This window comes from Parapedobacter sp. SGR-10 (assembly GCF_011030405.1).
GTDB lineage: Bacteria > Bacteroidota > Bacteroidia > Sphingobacteriales > Sphingobacteriaceae > Sphingobacterium.
The window spans coordinates 39,885-58,304 of sequence record NZ_JAAJTJ010000006.1 but is presented as its reverse complement, the minus strand read 5'-3'; the positions used below and the strand labels follow the sequence as shown (position 1 = coordinate 58,304).

The 18,420-nt window shown below is 41.8% G+C and carries 20 protein-coding genes and 1 riboswitch; of the genes, 17 read left to right on the top strand and 3 right to left on the bottom strand.

What is annotated here, in order from left to right; genetic code table 11:
* The first annotated feature begins 3 nt into the window (after nucleotides 1–3).
* The 13 genes from rplR (at nucleotide 4) to rplQ (ending at nucleotide 7,675) form a co-directional block, all read left to right on the top strand.
* Nucleotides 4–357, top strand: coding sequence for a 50S ribosomal protein L18 (rplR, locus tag G5B00_RS06875; RefSeq protein WP_163872545.1), 354 nt, complete (start codon nucleotides 4–6; stop codon nucleotides 355–357).
* A 12-nt stretch (nucleotides 358–369) separates the two neighbouring features.
* Complete coding sequence (gene rpsE / locus G5B00_RS06870) at nucleotides 370–888, top strand: 30S ribosomal protein S5 (protein WP_163872543.1); 519 nt, start codon at nucleotides 370–372, stop codon at nucleotides 886–888.
* A 5-nt stretch (nucleotides 889–893) separates the two neighbouring features.
* Complete coding sequence (gene rpmD / locus G5B00_RS06865) at nucleotides 894–1,073, top strand: 50S ribosomal protein L30 (protein WP_163872542.1); 180 nt, start codon at nucleotides 894–896, stop codon at nucleotides 1,071–1,073.
* Nucleotides 1,074–1,189: 116 nt separating this feature from the next.
* Entirely contained in the window at nucleotides 1,190–1,636 is a 447-nt protein-coding gene (gene rplO / locus G5B00_RS06860; protein WP_163872540.1) for a 50S ribosomal protein L15, read from the top strand.
* A gap of 6 nt (nucleotides 1,637–1,642) precedes the next feature.
* The gene (secY, locus tag G5B00_RS06855) at nucleotides 1,643–2,983 is read left to right on the top strand and encodes a preprotein translocase subunit SecY (protein WP_163872538.1); all 1,341 of its coding nucleotides are present in this window, start codon (nucleotides 1,643–1,645) and stop codon (nucleotides 2,981–2,983) included.
* An 8-nt stretch (nucleotides 2,984–2,991) separates the two neighbouring features.
* Nucleotides 2,992–3,774: a type I methionyl aminopeptidase gene (map, locus tag G5B00_RS06850; protein ID WP_163872536.1), complete on the top strand. Its 783-nt coding sequence runs from the start codon at nucleotides 2,992–2,994 to the stop codon at nucleotides 3,772–3,774.
* A 77-nt stretch (nucleotides 3,775–3,851) separates the two neighbouring features.
* Nucleotides 3,852–4,070, top strand: a complete 219-nt coding sequence (gene infA / locus G5B00_RS06845) for a translation initiation factor IF-1 (RefSeq protein ID WP_079643278.1) — start codon at nucleotides 3,852–3,854, stop codon at nucleotides 4,068–4,070.
* A 40-nt stretch (nucleotides 4,071–4,110) separates the two neighbouring features.
* The gene (ykgO, locus tag G5B00_RS06840; protein WP_021071232.1) at nucleotides 4,111–4,227 is read left to right on the top strand and encodes a type B 50S ribosomal protein L36; all 117 of its coding nucleotides are present in this window, start codon (nucleotides 4,111–4,113) and stop codon (nucleotides 4,225–4,227) included.
* A gap of 111 nt (nucleotides 4,228–4,338) precedes the next feature.
* Nucleotides 4,339–4,716 (top strand): 30S ribosomal protein S13, encoded by a 378-nt coding sequence (gene rpsM, locus G5B00_RS06835; RefSeq protein ID WP_163872534.1) that lies wholly within the window; start codon nucleotides 4,339–4,341, stop codon nucleotides 4,714–4,716.
* A 10-nt stretch (nucleotides 4,717–4,726) separates the two neighbouring features.
* Nucleotides 4,727–5,116, top strand: a complete 390-nt coding sequence (gene rpsK, locus G5B00_RS06830; RefSeq protein ID WP_163872533.1) for a 30S ribosomal protein S11 — start codon at nucleotides 4,727–4,729, stop codon at nucleotides 5,114–5,116.
* Between the two features lie 67 nt (nucleotides 5,117–5,183).
* Nucleotides 5,184–5,792: a 30S ribosomal protein S4 gene (gene rpsD, locus G5B00_RS06825; protein WP_163872531.1), complete on the top strand. Its 609-nt coding sequence runs from the start codon at nucleotides 5,184–5,186 to the stop codon at nucleotides 5,790–5,792.
* A gap of 93 nt (nucleotides 5,793–5,885) precedes the next feature.
* Nucleotides 5,886–6,878, top strand: coding sequence for a DNA-directed RNA polymerase subunit alpha (locus tag G5B00_RS06820; RefSeq protein ID WP_163872529.1), 993 nt, complete (start codon nucleotides 5,886–5,888; stop codon nucleotides 6,876–6,878).
* A 173-nt stretch (nucleotides 6,879–7,051) separates the two neighbouring features.
* The gene (gene rplQ / locus G5B00_RS06815; RefSeq protein ID WP_163872527.1) at nucleotides 7,052–7,675 is read left to right on the top strand and encodes a 50S ribosomal protein L17; all 624 of its coding nucleotides are present in this window, start codon (nucleotides 7,052–7,054) and stop codon (nucleotides 7,673–7,675) included.
* A gap of 122 nt (nucleotides 7,676–7,797) precedes the next feature.
* On the opposite strand, the gene G5B00_RS06810 is transcribed toward rplQ, so the two are convergent.
* The 3 genes from G5B00_RS06810 to metE form a co-directional block, all read right to left on the bottom strand.
* Nucleotides 7,798–8,259: an RES family NAD+ phosphorylase gene (locus G5B00_RS06810; RefSeq protein ID WP_163872525.1), complete on the bottom strand. Its 462-nt coding sequence runs from the start codon at nucleotides 8,257–8,259 to the stop codon at nucleotides 7,798–7,800.
* Nucleotides 8,259–8,744: an antitoxin Xre-like helix-turn-helix domain-containing protein gene (locus tag G5B00_RS06805; RefSeq protein WP_163872523.1), complete on the bottom strand. Its 486-nt coding sequence runs from the start codon at nucleotides 8,742–8,744 to the stop codon at nucleotides 8,259–8,261. The genes G5B00_RS06810 and G5B00_RS06805 overlap by 1 nt, the downstream gene beginning before the upstream one ends.
* A 152-nt stretch (nucleotides 8,745–8,896) precedes the next feature.
* Entirely contained in the window at nucleotides 8,897–11,209 is a 2,313-nt protein-coding gene (gene metE, locus G5B00_RS06800; protein WP_163872522.1) for a 5-methyltetrahydropteroyltriglutamate--homocysteine S-methyltransferase, read from the bottom strand.
* 73 nt (nucleotides 11,210–11,282) lie between these two features.
* A riboswitch (SAM riboswitch) is annotated at nucleotides 11,283–11,382 on the bottom strand.
* A gap of 271 nt (nucleotides 11,383–11,653) precedes the next feature.
* Here metE and G5B00_RS06795 point away from each other — a divergent pair.
* The 4 genes from G5B00_RS06795 to G5B00_RS06780 all read left to right on the top strand — a co-directional run bounded on the left by G5B00_RS06795 (nucleotide 11,654) and on the right by G5B00_RS06780 (nucleotide 18,407).
* Nucleotides 11,654–12,751, top strand: a complete 1,098-nt coding sequence (locus G5B00_RS06795; RefSeq protein ID WP_240894414.1) for an alpha-hydroxy acid oxidase — start codon at nucleotides 11,654–11,656, stop codon at nucleotides 12,749–12,751.
* A 323-nt stretch (nucleotides 12,752–13,074) separates the two neighbouring features.
* The gene (locus G5B00_RS06790; protein WP_163872520.1) at nucleotides 13,075–13,629 is read left to right on the top strand and encodes an RNA polymerase sigma factor; all 555 of its coding nucleotides are present in this window, start codon (nucleotides 13,075–13,077) and stop codon (nucleotides 13,627–13,629) included.
* 67 nt (nucleotides 13,630–13,696) lie between these two features.
* Nucleotides 13,697–14,893 (top strand): FecR family protein, encoded by a 1,197-nt coding sequence (locus G5B00_RS06785; protein ID WP_163872519.1) that lies wholly within the window; start codon nucleotides 13,697–13,699, stop codon nucleotides 14,891–14,893.
* A 178-nt stretch (nucleotides 14,894–15,071) separates the two neighbouring features.
* Nucleotides 15,072–18,407: a SusC/RagA family TonB-linked outer membrane protein gene (locus G5B00_RS06780; RefSeq protein WP_163872518.1), complete on the top strand. Its 3,336-nt coding sequence runs from the start codon at nucleotides 15,072–15,074 to the stop codon at nucleotides 18,405–18,407.
* The last annotated feature ends 13 nt before the right edge of the window (nucleotides 18,408–18,420 follow it).

The following is an 18,420-nucleotide window of genomic DNA, read 5'->3' as shown; positions in this document are numbered from 1 at the left end:
ACCATGGCAGGAAATAAAACATCTCGCAGAGCGCGAATCAAACAAGGAATAAGAAAACACCTGACTGGAACAACAGAGCGTCCTCGTTTATCGGTTTTTAGGAGCAATAAAGGTATCTACGCTCAGGTTATTGACGATACGACAGGTAAGACATTGGCCGCAGCATCTAGCTTGGCTAAGGACTTCGTTGCGTCAGGCACCAAAGTAGAACAATCGAAAGCTGTAGGTAAATTGGTCGCTGAGAAAGCGTTGGCAGCAGGTATTAGCAAAGTAGTTTTTGACCGTAATGGGTACTTGTATCACGGCCGTGTGAAATCATTGGCAGAAGGTGCTCGCGAAGGCGGTTTAGACTTTTAATCAAGAGAAAAAATGGCATTAAGCAATATTAAAAGAGTAAAATCGAGCGAAATTGAATTAAAAGATCGCTTAGTAAGCATCCAACGCGTGGCAAAGGTAACCAAAGGTGGTCGTACTTTCAGTTTCTCTGCTATCGTGGTTGTCGGTGATGAAAACGGAATCGTGGGTTACGGTCTGGGTAAAGCCAAGGAGGTAACCGAAGCAATCACCAAAGGAATCGACGATGCAAAGAAAAATTTGGTGAAGGTACCTGTGATCAAAGGAACAGTTCCCCATGAGCAATATGGTAAATATTCAGGCGGTCGTGTTTTAATAAAACCAGCTGTCCACGGTACAGGAGTACTTGCAGGTGGTGCGATGCGTGCCGTATTGGAGTCTGCCGGTATCACGGACGTATTGGCCAAATCATTAGGTTCATCCAATCCACACAACGTGGTAAAAGCAACAGTTGACGCTTTGGCGAATATGCGTGATGCCTATACAGTGGCACAGCACCGCGGTGTCGATCTTAATAAAGTATTTAACGGTTAATTATCATGGCAAAAATCAAAATCACCCAGATAAAGAGCGTTATCGACAGGAGCGAGCGCCAAAAGAAAACTATCGAGGCTTTGGGGTTGAAGCGTATCAACCACACAGTAGAAGTAGAAGCAACTCCGTCTATCATCGGAATGGTGCGTAAAGTAAACCATTTGGTGGCGATAGAGCTTGTCTAAAAATCATACTATGGAAAGAACATCTCGTTCTTTCCATTAGTTGTTTATCATTATTTGTTTCATCGTTGTGTCCTGTTTAGTGAAAGCGAAGGCGCAACACAATCTTAGTTTGCAAAATGAACTTAAGTAATTTAAAACCAGCAGCTGGTTCAACAAAAAACAGAAAACGTATTGGTCGTGGTCAAGGCTCTGGACGTGGTGGTACCTCCACACGTGGACACAAAGGTGCCGGATCTCGTTCCGGACACAGTACAAAGATCGGTTTCGAAGGTGGTCAAATGCCTTTGCAACGTCGTGTGCCTAAGTTTGGTTTCAAGAATCCTAACCGTGTAGAATACAATGGGATTAACCTAGACGTATTGCAAGAACTGGTTGCCAAGCACAATTTGACTGTAGTTGATTTCGATACATTTAGAGAATACGGTCTGGCATCCAAAAAGGATTTAGTCAAGATCTTGGGCCGTGGTGAACTCACTTCAAAAGTTGAAGTTAAGGCTCACGCATTTTCCGCAACTGCTCAAAAAGCAATTGAGGCAGCAGGTGGTTCTATCGTAAAACTTTAATATTACATGAAGAAACTAATCACAACCTTAACCAATATTTGGAAGATAGAAGATCTGCGCAATCGTATTATTAATACCTTGCTGTTTCTTCTGATCTATCGTATTGGGTGTCACGTGGTCTTGCCGGGTGTCAATCCTGATGCTTTGGTGACTGCGGGCCAAAAGGAAGGACTTTTGGGTATCATCAATATGTTTTCCGGAGGTTCTTTCTCCCGTTCGGCGATTTTTGCTTTAGGCGTTATGCCTTATATATCTGCATCTATTGTCGTGCAATTGTTGGGGATAGCTGTACCTGCTTTTCAGAAAATGCAAAAGGAAGGAGAGTCTGGACGTAAAAAAATGAACCAGATTACACGCTATCTGACATTAGCGATTACGCTTGTGCAGGCTATAGCTTATGTGAAAACCCAGATCGAGCCTTCAGCCAAAACTATTGCTGATCCCATGTTTACCATTCTTTCGGCTATCGTATTGACTGCAGGAACCTTGTTTGTGATGTGGTTAGGTGAGAAGATTACGGACAAAGGTATAGGAAATGGTATCTCCTTGATCATTATGGCAGGTATCATCGCACAATTGCCGGCAGGTCTTACTGCTGAGTGGGCGTCACGTATGAGTCCAGGTGGTGGAGGTATCATTCCGCTGTTGTTGGAATTCATAGCGTTGTTCTTCGTGGTAATCTTTACGATTTTGATTGTTCAAGGGGTGCGTAAAGTGCCGGTACAATATGCCAAGAAAATTGTAGGCAACAAGCAAGTTGGAGGTGTACGTCAGTATATTCCTTTGAAAGTAAATGCTGCCGGTGTAATGCCGATTATCTTTGCTCAAGCTATCATGTTTTTGCCGATGTCCTTGGCTCAGTTTTTCCCAAATCTTCAATCGGATTTCTTGAATTCGTTGACCAATTTTACTTCGGTAGCCTATAATGTTACGTTTGCAATTTTAATCATTGCATTTACATTTTTCTACACAGCTATCATGGTCAACCCTCAGCAGATGTCCGAAGATATGAAGAAAAATGGAGGGTTTATCCCTGGTATCAAACCTGGACATGATACAAATCTGTTTATTGATAATGTGATTTCGCGTATTACATTTCCAGGGGCTATCTTTATCGCAATCATAGCTATCCTTCCTTCGATAGCAAGCGTAGCAGGAGTGAATAATCAGTTTGCGCACTTCTATGGCGGTACATCGCTGTTGATCCTAGTAGGGGTAGTATTGGATACGTTGCAGCAGATTGAAAGTCATTTGTTGATGCGTCACTATGATGGATTGATGAAGACCGGTAGGGTGAAAGGCCGTTCAGCAGTTGGAGTAGAGGGCTATGGACAGTCAGCTATCTAAGATTTTAGATGTCTAAGGTCATATATAAAACTGCAGAACAAATTGAACAAGTGCGAGCATCGGCAGATGTTCTCTCGCACTTGCTTGGTGAAATAGCTAAAGTCATCAGACCAGGTATAACGACATTGTCCTTGGATAAGCTGGCTTATGAGTTTATCCATGATCATGGGGCTACGCCGGCTTTCTTGAATTATCAAGGTTTTCCGTTCTCTTTGTGTATTTCTGTAAACGATCAGGTGGTACATGGCTTTCCGAGCGATTATGTCATTCAGGAAGGAGACTTGGTGTCGGTTGATGGTGGTGTCAATCTGAATGGTTATATTAGTGATTCGGCTTATACCTTTGGTATAGGTGAGATTTCGGAAGAAGCACAGTTGCTGTTGGATGTTACGCAAGCTTCTTTACAGAAGGGGATCGAGCAAGCAGTAGCTGGCAAGCGTGTAGGAGATATTTCGGCGGCTGTACAAGATCACGTGACACCATACAATTTTGGTATTGTTCGGGAGTTGGTCGGGCACGGAGTGGGAATACATTTGCATGAAAAACCGGAAGTGCCGAACTATGGTAAGCGCGGTTCGGGACCTAAATTAGAACAAGGAATGATCATCTGTATCGAGCCTATGATCAATGCGGGAAGAGGAGGTGTCAAGTTCTGGGATGACGGATGGACGGTGAGCACCATTGATGGGAAGCTGTCCGCTCATTTCGAACAGATGGTTTCGATCCAAAAGGGACAACCGGATATATTGTTGAGCTTCGAACATGTCGAAAAAGTTTTGGGCAAAAAGTAGTTGGTTTTCAATATTTTTATTTATCTTTGCACTCCTGTTTATACAGGCTTTGGATAACATAAAATACAAAAAGATATATGGCTAAACAAGCCTCGATAGAACAAGACGGCGTCATCAAGGAAGCATTGTCCAATGCAATGTTCCGGGTAGAATTGGAAAATGGGCATGAAATCATTGCGCATATTTCAGGTAAGATGCGCATGCACTATATCAAGATCCTGCCTGGTGACAAGGTGAAGTTGGAGATGTCTCCTTATGACTTGACCAAAGGAAGAATAACATATCGTTACAAATAAGACACTGCTCTGTGAAGAGCCCTTTAAAGTTTAAAATAAAATGAAAGTAAGAGCATCAGTAAAAAAACGTAGTGCGGATTGTAAGATTATCCGTCGTAAAGGGAAGATTTTTGTCATCAACAAAAAGAACCCTAAATTCAAACAACGTCAAGGGTAAATTAGATTTTAGATTTTGGATCTGCGATTTACGATTGCTGTACAATCGCCTTTGGTCAGTCAGCAATCTGAAATCTAAAATCGTAAATTAAAAAAATCGTAAATAAAATATATGGCAAGGATAGCAGGTATAGATTTACCTAAAAACAAAAGAGGGGTTATCGGCCTTACCTACATTTTTGGTATCGGTCGGTCCACTGCTGCTTATATCTTGAATAAAGCAGGTATTAGTGAAGACGTGAAAGTCTCGGAATGGAATGATGACCAACTGACGGCTATTCGTACGATCATCAATGATGAGATCAAAGTAGAAGGTGCTTTGCGTTCGGAAGTGCAGTTGAACATCAAACGTTTGATGGATATCGGTTGTTACCGTGGCCTACGTCACCGTAAGCATTTGCCGGTTCGTGGTCAACGTACCAAAAACAACTCACGTACACGTAAAGGTAAACGTAAGACAGTTGCAAACAAGAAAAAAGCTACTAAATAATTAATAAGAAATGGCTAAAACTAAAAAAGCTACTAAAAAGCGTCTCGTAGTTATCGAGCCTGTTGGCCAAGCGCATATCAACGCTACCTTTAACAACATTATCATCACTTTGACAAACAATTCAGGTCAAACGATTTCTTGGTCTAGTGCCGGAAAGATGGGCTTCAGAGGTTCTAAAAAGAATACTCCATATGCTGCCGGTCAAGCTGCCCAAGACTGTGGTAAAGTTGCATTTGATTTAGGATTGCGTAAGGTAGAGGTATTCGTTAAAGGTCCGGGAGCAGGTCGCGAGTCAGCAATCCGTACATTGCAAACCGTAGGAATTGACGTGACTACCATCAAGGATATCACTCCACTTCCTCACAATGGTTGTCGTCCTCCAAAACGCAGAAGAGTTTAATAATTAGTATTGTTTAAGATAAGATTCATCAGCTATAGGCTGATAGATACTTCAAACAGAAAGAGAAATGGCAAGATATACAGGACCTAAGTCCAAAATTGCACGTAAATTCAGAGAGCCTATCTTCGGCCCTGATAAAGCATTAGAAAAAAAGAATTATCCTCCAGGACAACACGGTCCATCAAAAAGAAGAGGTAAACAATCTGAATATGCTATTCAGTTGTTGGAAAAACAAAAAGCAAAATATACATACGGCGTACTAGAGCGCCAGTTTGCTAATTTGTTTGCAAAAGCGTCTGCAAAACAAGGTATCACAGGTGAGAACTTCTTAAAATTGTTGGAAGCTCGTTTGGACAACGTTGTGTACCGTTTAGGAATCGCTCCTACACGTTCTGCAGCACGTCAGTTGGTTTCGCACAAACATATTACAGTTAACGGTAATGTCGTTAACATTCCATCATATAGCCTTCGTCCGGGCGACGTGATTGCCGTACGTGAGCGTTCACAAACATTGGAAGCCATCTCCAACTCGGTAGCTGGCCGCACAATCAATAAGTTCGGATGGTTGGAGTGGGATGCCAAAGGGTTGACAGGTAAATTTATCAGCTACCCTGAACGTGCAGATATCCCGGAAAACATTAAGGAAAACTTAATTGTAGAGTTGTACTCTAAATAATAATGAGTAGCTGTATGTATAGTTCGAATTATCGAATTATGCATACACTATTGAGACATACTTACATCGTTACAAAAAATTAAAACATAGTAAATGGCAATTTTAGCATTTCAAAGACCGGATAAAGTAATCATGCAAAAATCTACTGATTTTGATGGTACTTTCGAATTTCGTCCATTAGAACCAGGTTTTGGTGTTACTATTGGTAATGCTTTGCGCCGTATTTTATTGTCCTCCCTAGAAGGATATGCGATTACGTCGGTCAGATTTTCAGGCGTTTCACATGAGTTTTCTACTATCAAAGGTGTGGTGGAAGACGTTACTGAAATCATCCTGAACTTGAAACAAGTTCGTTTTAAGAAAACAGGTGAGCAGGGTGATAACGAAAAAATCTTTGTAGTTATCAATGGTCAAGATCAATTTACTGCTGGTGATATCAGTAAGTTTTCAAACAACTTTACTGTATTGAATCCGGATTTGGTCATTTGTAATGTGGAGAGCTCTACCACAATTGAAGTAGAGCTGACTGTTACGAAAGGACGGGGATACGTCAATGCAGAAGAAAATAAAGTTGCTGACGGCCCTGTAGGTCTGATCGCTATCGATTCGATCTATACTCCGATCAAAAATGTAAAATATACCATTGAAAACTATCGTGTAGAGCAAAAGACCGACTATGAGAAGTTGTTGTTGGATATCTCTACTGATGGTTCTATTCACCCCGAAGATGCGTTAAAAGAAGCGGCACGCATTTTGATCCAACACTTTATGTTGTTCTCCGATGAGAATATGTTGTTGGAGTCTCAAACGAAAGAAGAAACCAAAGTCGTGGATGAGGAGATTCTACATATGCGTAAGATATTGAAAACCGAATTGGTGGATCTGGATCTTTCTGTTCGCGCATTGAACTGTTTGAAAGCTGCAGATATTCGTACGTTGGCCGAATTGGTTACTTACGATGTAGCTGACATGTTGAAGTTCCGTAACTTCGGTAAAAAGTCCTTGAGCGAGATTCAGGAATTGGTAAAATCGAAAGGTTTGTCATTCGGAATGAACTTGTCAAAATACAAATTGGACGAAGAATAACATTTAAAATCAAATAATAAGCGACCTGTTGCGTAATTCCCCTTGATCGGGAACAAGGAACAAAGATTAAAAGAATAAAGACTATTTGATAAGATGGAAAGTAGTCCTTAATCTATTAATCCTTAATCCTTAATCCTTAAACAGGACGGTACGCACAAAAACCACAATTAAAAATGAGACACGGAAAAAAAGTAAAGAAATTAGGGCGCACTGACAGTCACCGTAAGGCGATGTTAGCCAACATGGCGACTTCATTGATCAAGCACAAACGTATCACGACTACTTTGGCAAAAGCTAAAGCATTGCGTACGTACGTAGAGCCTTTGATCACTAAATCTAAAAGTGATACGACACACTCTCGTCGTACGGTATTCTCTTACTTGAAAGACAAGGATGCGGTTACGATTCTGTTCCGCGAGATTTCTGAAAAAGTAGCTACTCGTCCTGGAGGCTATACACGTATTATCAAATTAGAAAACCGTTTGGGTGATAATGCAGAGATGGCTTTCATTGAGTTGGTAGATTACAATGAAGTATATGGTGCAACAGCTAAGACAGAGAAAAAAGCTACTCGTCGTCGTGGAGGTAAGAAAAAGGCAGCGGCTGAAGCTACTGAAACTGCGGAAGTAGCAGTAGAAGAAGTAAAAGCTGAGGAAGCCGTAGCCGAGGAAGTAGAAGCAGTTGCTACAGAAGAAACTGTTGTGGCTGAAGAGCCTGCTGCTGAGGACGCAGAAACTTCAGCTCCAGAAGAAACAGAAAATTCTACGACTGGTGAAGAAGAAAAGAAAGAAGACTAATTACATTGGTTTTTAATCATAAAGAAGCCCCGATAGATTTCTATCGGGGCTTTTTTTGTGCTAATGTATTAGTTGCAAACCCAAGATTGCTGATCAGATCAGAAGGTGAAATTGAAGGAAGTCTACCTTTTGATAAGTTCTTCCAATCTATCATCTGGATAGAAATTCAGAACTTCGAGCAATTTTACTTTTTTATAGTCCTTATGGAGTGTGTTGATCACTATATTGCAATTCTCCGAAACTATCGCAGAAGGGACTTTCATGTATAAAAATTCGCATTGGTGAAACCATTTGTCACCTATTTTTTGGCATTCCTCGTAGTTTCTGAAAGATCGCCAGTTTTTTGGTAAATCGTAGGGTTTTACTTCATAAAAAGAAACCTTAGAAGGAATTTCTATGACCATAATACGAAAGTCATTGTTGAATCCGAGTCCATTTCTGTGAGCCATATTTTCTAGATAGGCCAAAGACACACTTTCAGAAGTGTAAAGGACTTTTTTACCTGTACTGTTCCAACGGCCTGCAAGACCACTCGCAAAAAGTGTGTCGGAATATTTTTTATGGACGATTCGATAGACGAGCATTAGATAGGATAGCCCAGTGCGAGTTTTTCTATTTCTTCGTAGACCAGATCTACTCCTCCGGGAGTTGTAATGAGATTTATGGGCTTCTCTTCGGAATTCCAAAAAGGCCTATGCAACCAAAGATCGAACTCTTCGAAGCTTCCAAAGATTTCCTTTCCAAACTGATATAGATTGATAAGTTTGAGCAGATGCTCACTATAATTGGCATCTAAGTGTTTTTCTTGCTCACGATAATTGCTTATTGTTCTAGGTGACAAATTGATAATAGAGGCCAATGTTTTTTCGGGCATCTTAATGGTATCTGCTAATAAGTAGAAGACATCGGTTTTGACACCTTGTCTCGCTTTTTTGATCAAGGAATAATCGTCCTTTATGGCAAAATTCCTTAGAACGGGCATACTGCGATAAGCTACTGCTGGCTCTTTTGCTATTCCTGTTTTTTTGTGACTACCTGTGTAGGTTTCTTTATTGCCTTTTGTTTTCATAACTCCTCCTCTCCAAATGTAATATTTTCTTTTTGGTTTTGGAATTTTTTCAACATTTTCTTTTCAACATTTTATAAATTATATTTATAAAAGAAAAGCCCGAAGTTTTACGCTTCGGGCTTTGTTGTATTTAATATTACTAATTTTTGAGATTACTCTGCTCTTAGGATCTTGGCGGCCTCGACCATAGATTCCAAAGCCGCTTTGGTTTCTGGCCATGCACGTGTTTTCAAGCCACAGTCAGGGTTGACCCACAGTTGCTCAGCAGGAACGACTGCTTTTGCTTTGCGCAATAGCTCGACCATCTCTTCCGTACTTGGTACACGAGGAGAGTGGATGTCATACACACCTGGTCCGATATCATTTGGATATTTGAATTCTCCAGCAAAAGCATCTAATAGTTCCATTTGCGAACGCGAAGTTTCGATTGTGATCACATCGGCATCCATAGCTGCGATATCACGGATGATATCGTTAAATTCAGAGTAGCACATGTGCGTATGGATCTGCGTATCGTCTTCCACATTGGATGAAGATACACGAAAGGCACGTACGGACCAGTTTAGATATTCTTGTTGGTCGGCTTTGCGCAATGGAAGGCCTTCACGGATAGCCGGTTCGTCGATCTGGATGATTTTGATACCTGCTTTTTCCAGAGCTTGTACTTCATCCAGGATAGCCAAGGCGATTTGATAAGTCGTGGTCGAACGGGATTGGTCGTTACGTACGAAAGACCATTGCAGGATCGTCACGGGACCAGTCAACATACCTTTGACAGGACGATTAGTCAGCGACTGCGCATAAGCGGACCAACGAACGGTCATATCAGCCGGACGGTATACGTCTCCGTAGATAATCGGAGGTTTCACACAACGTGAGCCGTATGACTGTACCCAACCATTTTGAGAGAAAGCGTAACCTGCCAATTGCTCACCGAAGTATTCCACCATGTCGTTACGTTCGAACTCACCATGTACCAATACATCGATGTCTAGCTCTTCTTGCAGACGGATTGTTCTTTCGGTTTCTTCAGCGATTTCTTTATCGTATTGCTCTTGTGTGATAGCTCCTTTTTTCAAGTCTGCTCTCCACTTGCGCACATCTTTTGTTTGCGGGAACGAACCGATTGTTGTTGTAGCGAATGCCGGCAAGCCAAATTTAGCTTGTTGCGCAGCCTTACGGGCCAAGAAAGGAGAGGTACGTGTTGCATCATCATCTGTGATATTGTTTACACGCTCTTTCACTTCTGGCTTGTGGATCAAGGAAGAGGTACGACGGCTTTCGGCAGCATCTTTATTGGCTTCGAAACGTTCTGCAGTAGCAGCGTCTACTTCACCATCGGCTAATACAGCCAAATCTTTCACTTCTGTAAGTTTCTGTTTAGCAAAAGCCAACCAGTTTTTAACTTCAGCAGGAAGAGACTCTTCGTTTTTCTCGTTGTCCAGATCAAACGGTACGTGCAGCAAAGATGAGGAAGGAGCAATCCACACGCGGTCTTTGCCCAATGCATCTACAGCTTGTTTGATTTTGCCCAAGGATTTTTCATAATCGTTTTTCCAGATGTTACGCCCTTCAACTACACCCAATGAAAGGGTCAAAGAAGCAGGGACTTTGGCTAAAACAGTATCTAATTGGTTTTCGCCACGTACTAAGTCTAAGTGCAGAGCGTGTACAGGCAAATTGACAGCGATATCTTCGTTGTCACGCAGTGCTTCGAAGTAAGTCGCTACAATCAATTTTATGCCTTTGGCTGCAGCATTCAATTTTTCGAATACCGTAGGATACAATGCTTTTACTTTTGCATCGATATCCAAAGCTAAGAAAGGTTCATCGATCTGTACATATTGTGCTCCAGCAGCAGCCAATTTGCCCAATATCTCTTCATAAACAGGCAATAATCTGTCGATCAAATCAATTCGATCAAATCCAGCTTCTTTTTCTTTACCCAACAATAGGTAAGTGATAGGGCCGATCAATACGGGTTTAGTGTCGATACCCAATGATTTTGCCTCGTTATATTCGTTTAGGAATTTTTCCGAAGTCAATTTGAATTCTTGGTTCTTTGTGAACTCGGGAACGATATAGTGGTAGTTGGTATCAAACCATTTGGTCATTTCCATTGCAGTCACATCCACACCTCCCTCTTGGAAACCACGTGCCATGGCAAAATACAGGTCCAGGTTGTACTGACGATCGATCTTGTCTAGCAAGGAATTGTAGCGAGCCGGAATGGCACCTACGGTCAATGACAGATCCAATACTTGATCGTAGAAAGAGAAATCGTTAGAAGGAATCAGATCAATTCCTTTTTCTTTTTGCAATTTCCAGTTGTTTTCACGGATAGATTTTCCCGCTTGTAATAATTCTTCCGCCGAGATCTTCTTAGCCCAGTAAGCTTCGTTAGCTTTCTTTAGCTCGCGGAACGGTCCCACTCTTGGGTAACCTAAGTTGTTGGTAATTAACATACTTTTAGCCCTATTAAATTTTAATCTTAAACGATGTTGGTGCTGTAGAGAAGGTTCTCGGACTAGAAACTTCGGCTTATCTTTCCCCTTGCGGAGTAGAATTTAGCACCTTGTCCGGAGACAGGTTGCTAAGGCTTCTTCGGGTCTATTCCCTCTGCCTTTCCCTATAAGCGTTGCAAAGATAGTTATAAAAATCATAAGTTAAAAGTAAAAATTAAAAACTTCATGAATCCTAAACCTGTCAGAGCTAAATATCATCTTATTAGAAAAGGCTTTTGTAGAAATAATGAAGAATACACCACGGCACAGGATGCAATTTCAAAACATACTCTGTACATTTGACATGAGTTAACTTATTCTAATAAGACAATGTCCAAAAAACTGATTTTTCCTTATAATGCTAAATATCCTTCTGTTGCGGATCTTAGACGAAAGGCAAAAAGCATGATCCCTAAATTTGCTTTCGATTATCTGGAGGGAGGATGCAACGAGGAATTGAATCTTTTGCGCAATGAAAGTGATTTTGACGATATTTTTCTTAAACCGAGATATTTACAAGAGACGGGAGATATCGATATGTCTACGGAGATTTTTGGTGTCAGATACAAGGCGCCTTTTGGTATTTCACCCATAGGTTTGCAGGGTTTGATGTGGCCCAATGCACCGGAGATCCTCGCCAAAGCAGCAGCAAAAAATGGTATCCCCTATACCTTGAGTACCGTATCTACAGCGAGCATTGAGCGTATCGCTGATGTGTCCGAAGGGACGGCATGGTTTCAGTTGTATCACCCTACAGAGGATCTTCTGAGAGACGACATCTTAAAACGATTGAAACAGGCTCAATATCCGGTGTTAGTGGTTTTGGTAGATGTCCCTTCGTTTGGGTTGCGGTACAAGGAGATTAAGAGTGGCCTTTCTATGCCGCCAAAGATGAATATCACGAATGTGTTGCAGGCACTCCTTCGGCCGACGTGGGGCATCAGGACGCTGCAGCATGGTATCCCTTCGTTTGCGACATTGAAGCCTTATATGGAAACAGGGATGGATTTGAGCCAGTTGGGACAGTTCATGAACCGGACATTCACAGGGAAAGTAACCTTTGAAAAAATAAAGGCTATACGGGACATTTGGCAAGGTCCGTTGGTATTGAAAGGTGTAGTCAATGAGGAAGATATGGAGGAGGCTATTCAACTCGGAGTGGATGGTGTCATCGTATCCAATCATGGCGGACGACAGATCGATGCAGGCGAATCATCTATCCGTTCGCTGATCCGATTGGTAAACGATCCTGCTTATCAAGGTAAAATCAAGATGATGTTGGATGGTGGAATACGATCCGGTGTAGATCTGGCACGTGCACATGCTGTGGGTTCTGAATTTAATTTTATGGGAAGACCCTTTATGTACGGTGTAGGCGCATTAGGGGATGAGGGGGGAGAGCATACGATCAATATGTTCAAAGCACATCTGTATCAAATCATGCAACAGTTATCAATTGATAAGATACAAGATTTTCCGAAACGGTTACTGTCATCATTGTAAAGAAGGTCAAAATATATAATTTGTAGAGAGACGATTGATCGCTTCTCTATTTTTTTGAAAACAAAATTGCCAAATGTTAAGTTAATGTTTTGTAATGGTTGTTATTATTTTATATTTTTGAAATAGTGATTCGTTGAATCGAATTACAAGATTAGATAGTGCTCCCAGTGACCTAAGAAATAAACCTAATGAAACCTGCATAAAATGCCATAAAGAAAAAACAGGCAAAATTTATGCAAGCTTCATAGCCATTAAGAAACAAACCGGGTGTAACTAGTTCATTTATGCCATTGAAATACTTACACCGGTAAATAATTATTCTAATGAAAAAGGTATCTGAAGCGGTTTTTGTTGATTTTAAAGCAGGATATTCAAAGGCTTTTAGAATAATTTTTGATGCATACCATCAAATTGTTCTACAGCATGCTTATGGGTTTTGCCGTCAACGAGAAGAAGCCGAAGAAATCGCTCAGGATACTTTTACCCAACTTTTTATTTACAGAGACAGGATACAGGACGGAGAAAGCATATTACCTTTTTTGTATGCAGTTTCGAAAAGGATTGCCATATCCCATTTTCGAAGAAAAATCATCCGTGAACAGGCCTTAGAGCACATCGAAATATTCCCCAAAAACAATTCATACGACACCCAAGAGGCTGTTTTGGTTAAAGAGTTGCAACATACCCTTGATAAAATTGTAGATGAGTTACCTCAGCAACAAAAAAAAGTGTTCATACTGAACAAATTGGATGACTTGTCTTATCAAGAGATTGCAGAGCGGCTTGCTGTTTCTAAAAATACGGTCAAAAATCATCTGACGGTCGCCACAAAGACAGTGAGGCTTAAATTGCAGCGGATCATGTATGTATTTTTCTAATCTTTTTTTAAGTAAACTAGTACGATTTCCATTGTTGTGCGATATATAGGGTAAAAGCGCAATAAAATTGGATAAGCAACGGTTAATATACCTCATTAAGAAACATCAGCAAGGCATATGTTTGGATGTTGAAAAGGCTGAGTTGTATGCACTCATGCAAGACCCGAATATAGAGAAGGATATCCTTCTGCTGTGGAACCAGTTACATGAAGATCAATCCTTAGACATTACGAAAGAAGAAAGTGGCAGGATGTATGCACATATACTGTCCCGACCAGAGGTAAGCACAGGTATGTGTGGTACATCGAAACCTATGTACCAAAAACTCCTTAGGAAAGCTGCGGCGGTAGCAGCTATGTTGGCGATTTGTGTAGGAGCATATCTCCTCTTGTTCCAATCAAATACTGAACAAAAAGAAGTGCTTTCCCAAGCACAGGCAGAAGTACTGCCAGGTAGCAACAAAGCTCGTATTGTCTTTGAAGATGGAACCTTTCAAGAGTTGGGGAAGGGAGCAAGAGCAGGTGTACTGGAAAGTGATTTTTTTACGATAGGAGATAGTGGCGAAGAGGTGTCTTACCTTGGGTCATCGAAAGTAGGAGCACAGACAACCCAGATACACACGCTTATCACACCGATCGGTGGAGAATATGTCATTCAGCTGGCTGACGGCACCAAGGTATGGTTGAATGCAGATTCCAAATTGAAGTATCCTGTTTCTTTCAATAGTGACCTTAGAGAAGTAGAACTAGAGGGAGAAGCCTATTTTGATGTGGCAAAAGTAGTGGTCAATAACAGACGTGTACCATTTGTCGTAAAATCCAAAGGACAGGTTTTAGAAGTGCTGGGAACAGAATTCAATGTAAATACTTTTAGGGACAAAGTCACGACAACATTGATTGAGGGAAGTGTCCTGGTTTCCTTTGATGGCGTATCGGTAGATCAGCCACATATCCTCCGGCCCAACGAGCAGGCGACGTATGATGGTAAATCCAAAAAAATACACATTGTCCAGATAGATCCCTACTACGTGACGGCTTGGAAAAGTGGTGACTTTGCCTTTGATAATGCCCCTTTGGAAAATGTAATGGAAGACATCGCCAGATGGTACGATGTCAGTATAGAATACAAGTCGAAGGTAAGTGATGTAAGGTTCTCCGGAAAAGTATCCAAGTTCGAGAACATTGAAACTTTGCTTCAGACAATAGAATGGACTGGATCTGTAAAACTAAAACTGGACGGAAGGAGGATAATCGTCATGAAATAAAGGACCATCTATAAAAAAATAGGAGGTGTTACCAGCACCCCCTAAAGATTTAGTCAAATAGACTAGCGATTGAAACTAACGTGTTAAATTATAAATCAACCGAATGCAAATGTATAAAAAAAATTGGTTAGGCATATTGCTATGGAGAATATGCCGTACTAAAACTAATCCTGTAGTCATGAAGCTATCCTTAGCCTTGCCCTTCCTACTTGTGGCGACATTGCAGGTCAGCGCATCTGCTATTGGCCAAGAAGTTACCCTTCAACGGAAGAATGTCAAGTTGGACTATGTACTTAAAGAGCTGCAAAAGCAAAGTGGGTACAACATTCTATTCGACCAGCGGATCGTTCCTCAAAAAGAACGGCTTACTGTCAATTATAGAGCTGTCCAGCTCCATCGGGTACTCGACGAAGTGTTGACTCCTTTTGGTATCAAGTACCATGAAAATGGAAAGAATATTGTTCTGAGCAAGGGAACTATCTCTCACCCACAACCTGTTTTGACCGATCAGCAACAAGCTATTGTCAAAGGAAAGGTACAGGGCACGGATGGTGCGCCGATTGCTGGTGTGACTGTACGTCTCAATGATGGTGCTGGTGATGGTGCTTTGACTGGGCAGGATGGTACTTTCTCCATTACTGCGAGACCTCAAGATAGGCTTACTTTCTCTTATGTCGGCAAAGAACCGGTAACGGTAACTATAGGAGAACGAAAAGAATTACTGATCGTGCTCAAAGATCAATCGATCTTAATGGATGATTTGGTGGTAGTGGCTTATGGACAACAGAAAAAAAGGAACTTGACCGGATCTGTGGTATCGGTAGGCAGCGACGAAATCGAAAAAACTACACTGCAAGACCCAATCTCTATTTTACAAGGACGGGCGCCCGGTGTACAAATTACCTCCAATTCAGGGGCTCCCGGTGGAGAGATGACAATCCGTGTCCGAGGAAATTCGTCGCTCAATGCTGGAAACAACCCGTTGTTTGTAGTGGATGGAGTGCCGATAGAATCCAATTCCTTATCTTCTTTGAACGGTACGGAAAATTTTGGTCTAAATCCCTTAGCAGACATCAATCCCGATGACATCGCCTCAATAGAAATTTTGAAAGACGCGTCATCTACTGCTATTTATGGATCACGTGCAGCCAACGGTGTTGTGTTGATCACGACCAAGCGCGGTGCAGAAGGGAAAGCACAGATTACTGCCAATTTCATGACGGGAGTGAGTGCGATTACACGTCACTTAAGTGTTTTGAACGCCAGCCAATACCGGGCGGCGGTGATCGATTCATACAACAACATGGACAATCCTGAAGAACCTTACTGGACAGTCTTAGACTCGTTGAATCCTTCGAACAATGGTGATATCGATTGGCAGAGAGAGCTGCTGAGGAGTGCCGCACAGTACAAAGTTGATCTCGCCGTCCGGGGTGGTACGGATAAGGTACAGTATTCATGGAGCAACTCTTATTTGGATCAAGATGGTATCATCATCAGCAATGATTATAAACGAATAACCTCACGGCTGAATGTCGATTTTAAGGTAACCGATAGGCTGAAAATAGGTCAGAGCCTCGCGTACACCAACGCGACAAACAATCGTATCAATGCAGGAGGAACAGGCAATCTCAGTGTGATCCGTGAACTATTGGTCAGACCTCCGGTTATGTCTATGTACTTTCCGGATGGTTCGCTGAATGGCTATCAGTTGGGACGGCGCAATCCGGTCGGTATCGCGATGCATGCTACACATTACAACAAAAGCCATCGTATCATTGGAAGCGAGTATGTAGAATATGATATCCTCGAGGGGTTGAGCTTTCGTAGCAATCTGCATTTCGATTTCATCACCATGAAAGAGAATGAATTTATGCCGTCGATATTGGATTACAGAGAAGGCTATAATACGGGAGGTGTCAGAAATACAAATAACATCACTTGGGCAAATGAAAACATCCTGCGATACAATAAGATGTTTTCGAATAAGCACAATTTTGGAGCTTTGCTTGGGTTTAGTTTGCAGGATTGGCGGTACGAACGGACAGGTCTGGATGGTATGTTCTTTCCAAGTGATGATATACGGACGCTTAATGCAGCAAGTGTGATCTCCAATAAGGACTCGGAAGGACAAGATATTGATATAGTTGGCGAGAGCGCTATGCTTTCCTACTTTGGTAGGGCATCCTACGATTACCTGGGAAAATATTTGGCTGAGGTCAACCTTCGGACTGATGGTTCTTCGAGATTTGGACGAGATAGGAGATTTGGTTTCTTCCCATCGGCTTCCGTGGGCTGGCGTTTTACGGATGAGACATTTCTGAAAGGCATCCAACATGTCATCAATGATGGTAAGATACGTTTCAGTATGGGCAGTACGGGGAATCACTCTATCGGAAACTATACCTCCCAAGGTGAATTCTTGGTCGGGCGCAATTACTTGGGCTTTTCGGGAGCAGCACCATCGGTCATGCCCAATGCTAGTCTGACTTGGGAAACAACAGTGCAGTACAATGCCGGATTGGATTTATCCTTTTTGGCAAACAGGATAACCTTGAATGCAGATTATTATATAAAGAATACCCGTGATTTGTTGTACAGTGTGCCTATTCCGACTACCACCGGATTTAGTACGATAACCCAAAATATCGGAAATATCCAAAATAAAGGAGTTGAGTTTTTGTTGTCGACCAAAAACCTAATAGGCGATTTTGGCTGGACAACCAATTTTAATATTAGTGCAAATAGAAATAAGATCGTTTCTCTTCCGGAAGAGTTGTTGACCAATGGATATATCCAGAACGGTGCTTACCATATCTTGAAAGAAGGACAACCTATTGGCATTTTCTACGGTTGGCGCTTTGACGGGGTTTATGCACGTGATGAGGACAATGTCAATGGAGTCACGCATGGTGCATCGGGGCCCCTATTCAAAGGAGGTGATCCTATATGGCACGATCTCAATGGAGATGAGGTCATCAACCAGGACGATAGACAGATCATCGGCAATGCTGAACCGAAATTCTTTGGCGGTATTTCCAATGATTTCAGCTATAAGAACTTCTCATTGAATGTGCTGTTCCAATACTCGTATGGCAATGATATATATAGTGAGATCAATCACCAGCGAAATACCATTGTGCGGTACAATAACCTTTCTACCGATGCATTAAGGAGATGGAGGCAGCAAGGGGATATGACGGACTATCCTAAGCCTGTGCGTGATGATCCTATGCAAAGCGAAAGCCGCGTACAGAGCCGTTGGGTAGAAGATGGTTCGTATATCAAGTTGAAAAATGTCAATCTTCGTTACCGTTTCTCACCTACATGGATCAAGAGAGCCGGTATAAGAAGTCTGGAGGCCTTCGTCACGGGAACCAATTTAATTACCTGGACGAGATATACAGGCTTTGATCCGGACGTGAATTCGTATGCCGGACTGAGGGTAGGAGTAGACGAAGGTTCGTATCCGCAGAGCCGCACGTTTGTTTTTGGTATTAATATAGGTCTTTAGGATGTAGATTATG

What these genes read in the sequence shown, in the direction of transcription:
- metE (WP_163872522.1), bottom strand. Translation starts at nt 11,209, where the DNA reads ATGTTAATTACCAACAACTTAGGTTACCCAAGAGTGGGACCGTTCCGC.
- infA (WP_079643278.1), top strand. Translation starts at nt 3,852, where the DNA reads ATGGCTAAACAAGCCTCGATAGAACAAGACGGCGTCATCAAGGAAGCA.
- map (WP_163872536.1), top strand. Translation starts at nt 2,992, where the DNA reads ATGTCTAAGGTCATATATAAAACTGCAGAACAAATTGAACAAGTGCGA.
- G5B00_RS06805 (WP_163872523.1), bottom strand. Translation starts at nt 8,744, where the DNA reads ATGAAAACAAAAGGCAATAAAGAAACCTACACAGGTAGTCACAAAAAA.
- rpsD (WP_163872531.1), top strand. Translation starts at nt 5,184, where the DNA reads ATGGCAAGATATACAGGACCTAAGTCCAAAATTGCACGTAAATTCAGA.
- G5B00_RS06820 (WP_163872529.1), top strand. Translation starts at nt 5,886, where the DNA reads ATGGCAATTTTAGCATTTCAAAGACCGGATAAAGTAATCATGCAAAAA.
- ykgO (WP_021071232.1), top strand. Translation starts at nt 4,111, where the DNA reads ATGAAAGTAAGAGCATCAGTAAAAAAACGTAGTGCGGATTGTAAGATT.
- rpsM (WP_163872534.1), top strand. Translation starts at nt 4,339, where the DNA reads ATGGCAAGGATAGCAGGTATAGATTTACCTAAAAACAAAAGAGGGGTT.
- G5B00_RS06780 (WP_163872518.1), top strand. Translation starts at nt 15,072, where the DNA reads ATGAAGCTATCCTTAGCCTTGCCCTTCCTACTTGTGGCGACATTGCAG.
- G5B00_RS06810 (WP_163872525.1), bottom strand. Translation starts at nt 8,259, where the DNA reads ATGCTCGTCTATCGAATCGTCCATAAAAAATATTCCGACACACTTTTT.
- rplQ (WP_163872527.1), top strand. Translation starts at nt 7,052, where the DNA reads ATGAGACACGGAAAAAAAGTAAAGAAATTAGGGCGCACTGACAGTCAC.
- rplO (WP_163872540.1), top strand. Translation starts at nt 1,190, where the DNA reads ATGAACTTAAGTAATTTAAAACCAGCAGCTGGTTCAACAAAAAACAGA.
- rpsE (WP_163872543.1), top strand. Translation starts at nt 370, where the DNA reads ATGGCATTAAGCAATATTAAAAGAGTAAAATCGAGCGAAATTGAATTA.
- G5B00_RS06790 (WP_163872520.1), top strand. Translation starts at nt 13,075, where the DNA reads ATGAAAAAGGTATCTGAAGCGGTTTTTGTTGATTTTAAAGCAGGATAT.
- G5B00_RS06795 (WP_240894414.1), top strand. Translation starts at nt 11,654, where the DNA reads ATGATCCCTAAATTTGCTTTCGATTATCTGGAGGGAGGATGCAACGAG.
- rpmD (WP_163872542.1), top strand. Translation starts at nt 894, where the DNA reads ATGGCAAAAATCAAAATCACCCAGATAAAGAGCGTTATCGACAGGAGC.
- rpsK (WP_163872533.1), top strand. Translation starts at nt 4,727, where the DNA reads ATGGCTAAAACTAAAAAAGCTACTAAAAAGCGTCTCGTAGTTATCGAG.
- rplR (WP_163872545.1), top strand. Translation starts at nt 4, where the DNA reads ATGGCAGGAAATAAAACATCTCGCAGAGCGCGAATCAAACAAGGAATA.
- secY (WP_163872538.1), top strand. Translation starts at nt 1,643, where the DNA reads ATGAAGAAACTAATCACAACCTTAACCAATATTTGGAAGATAGAAGAT.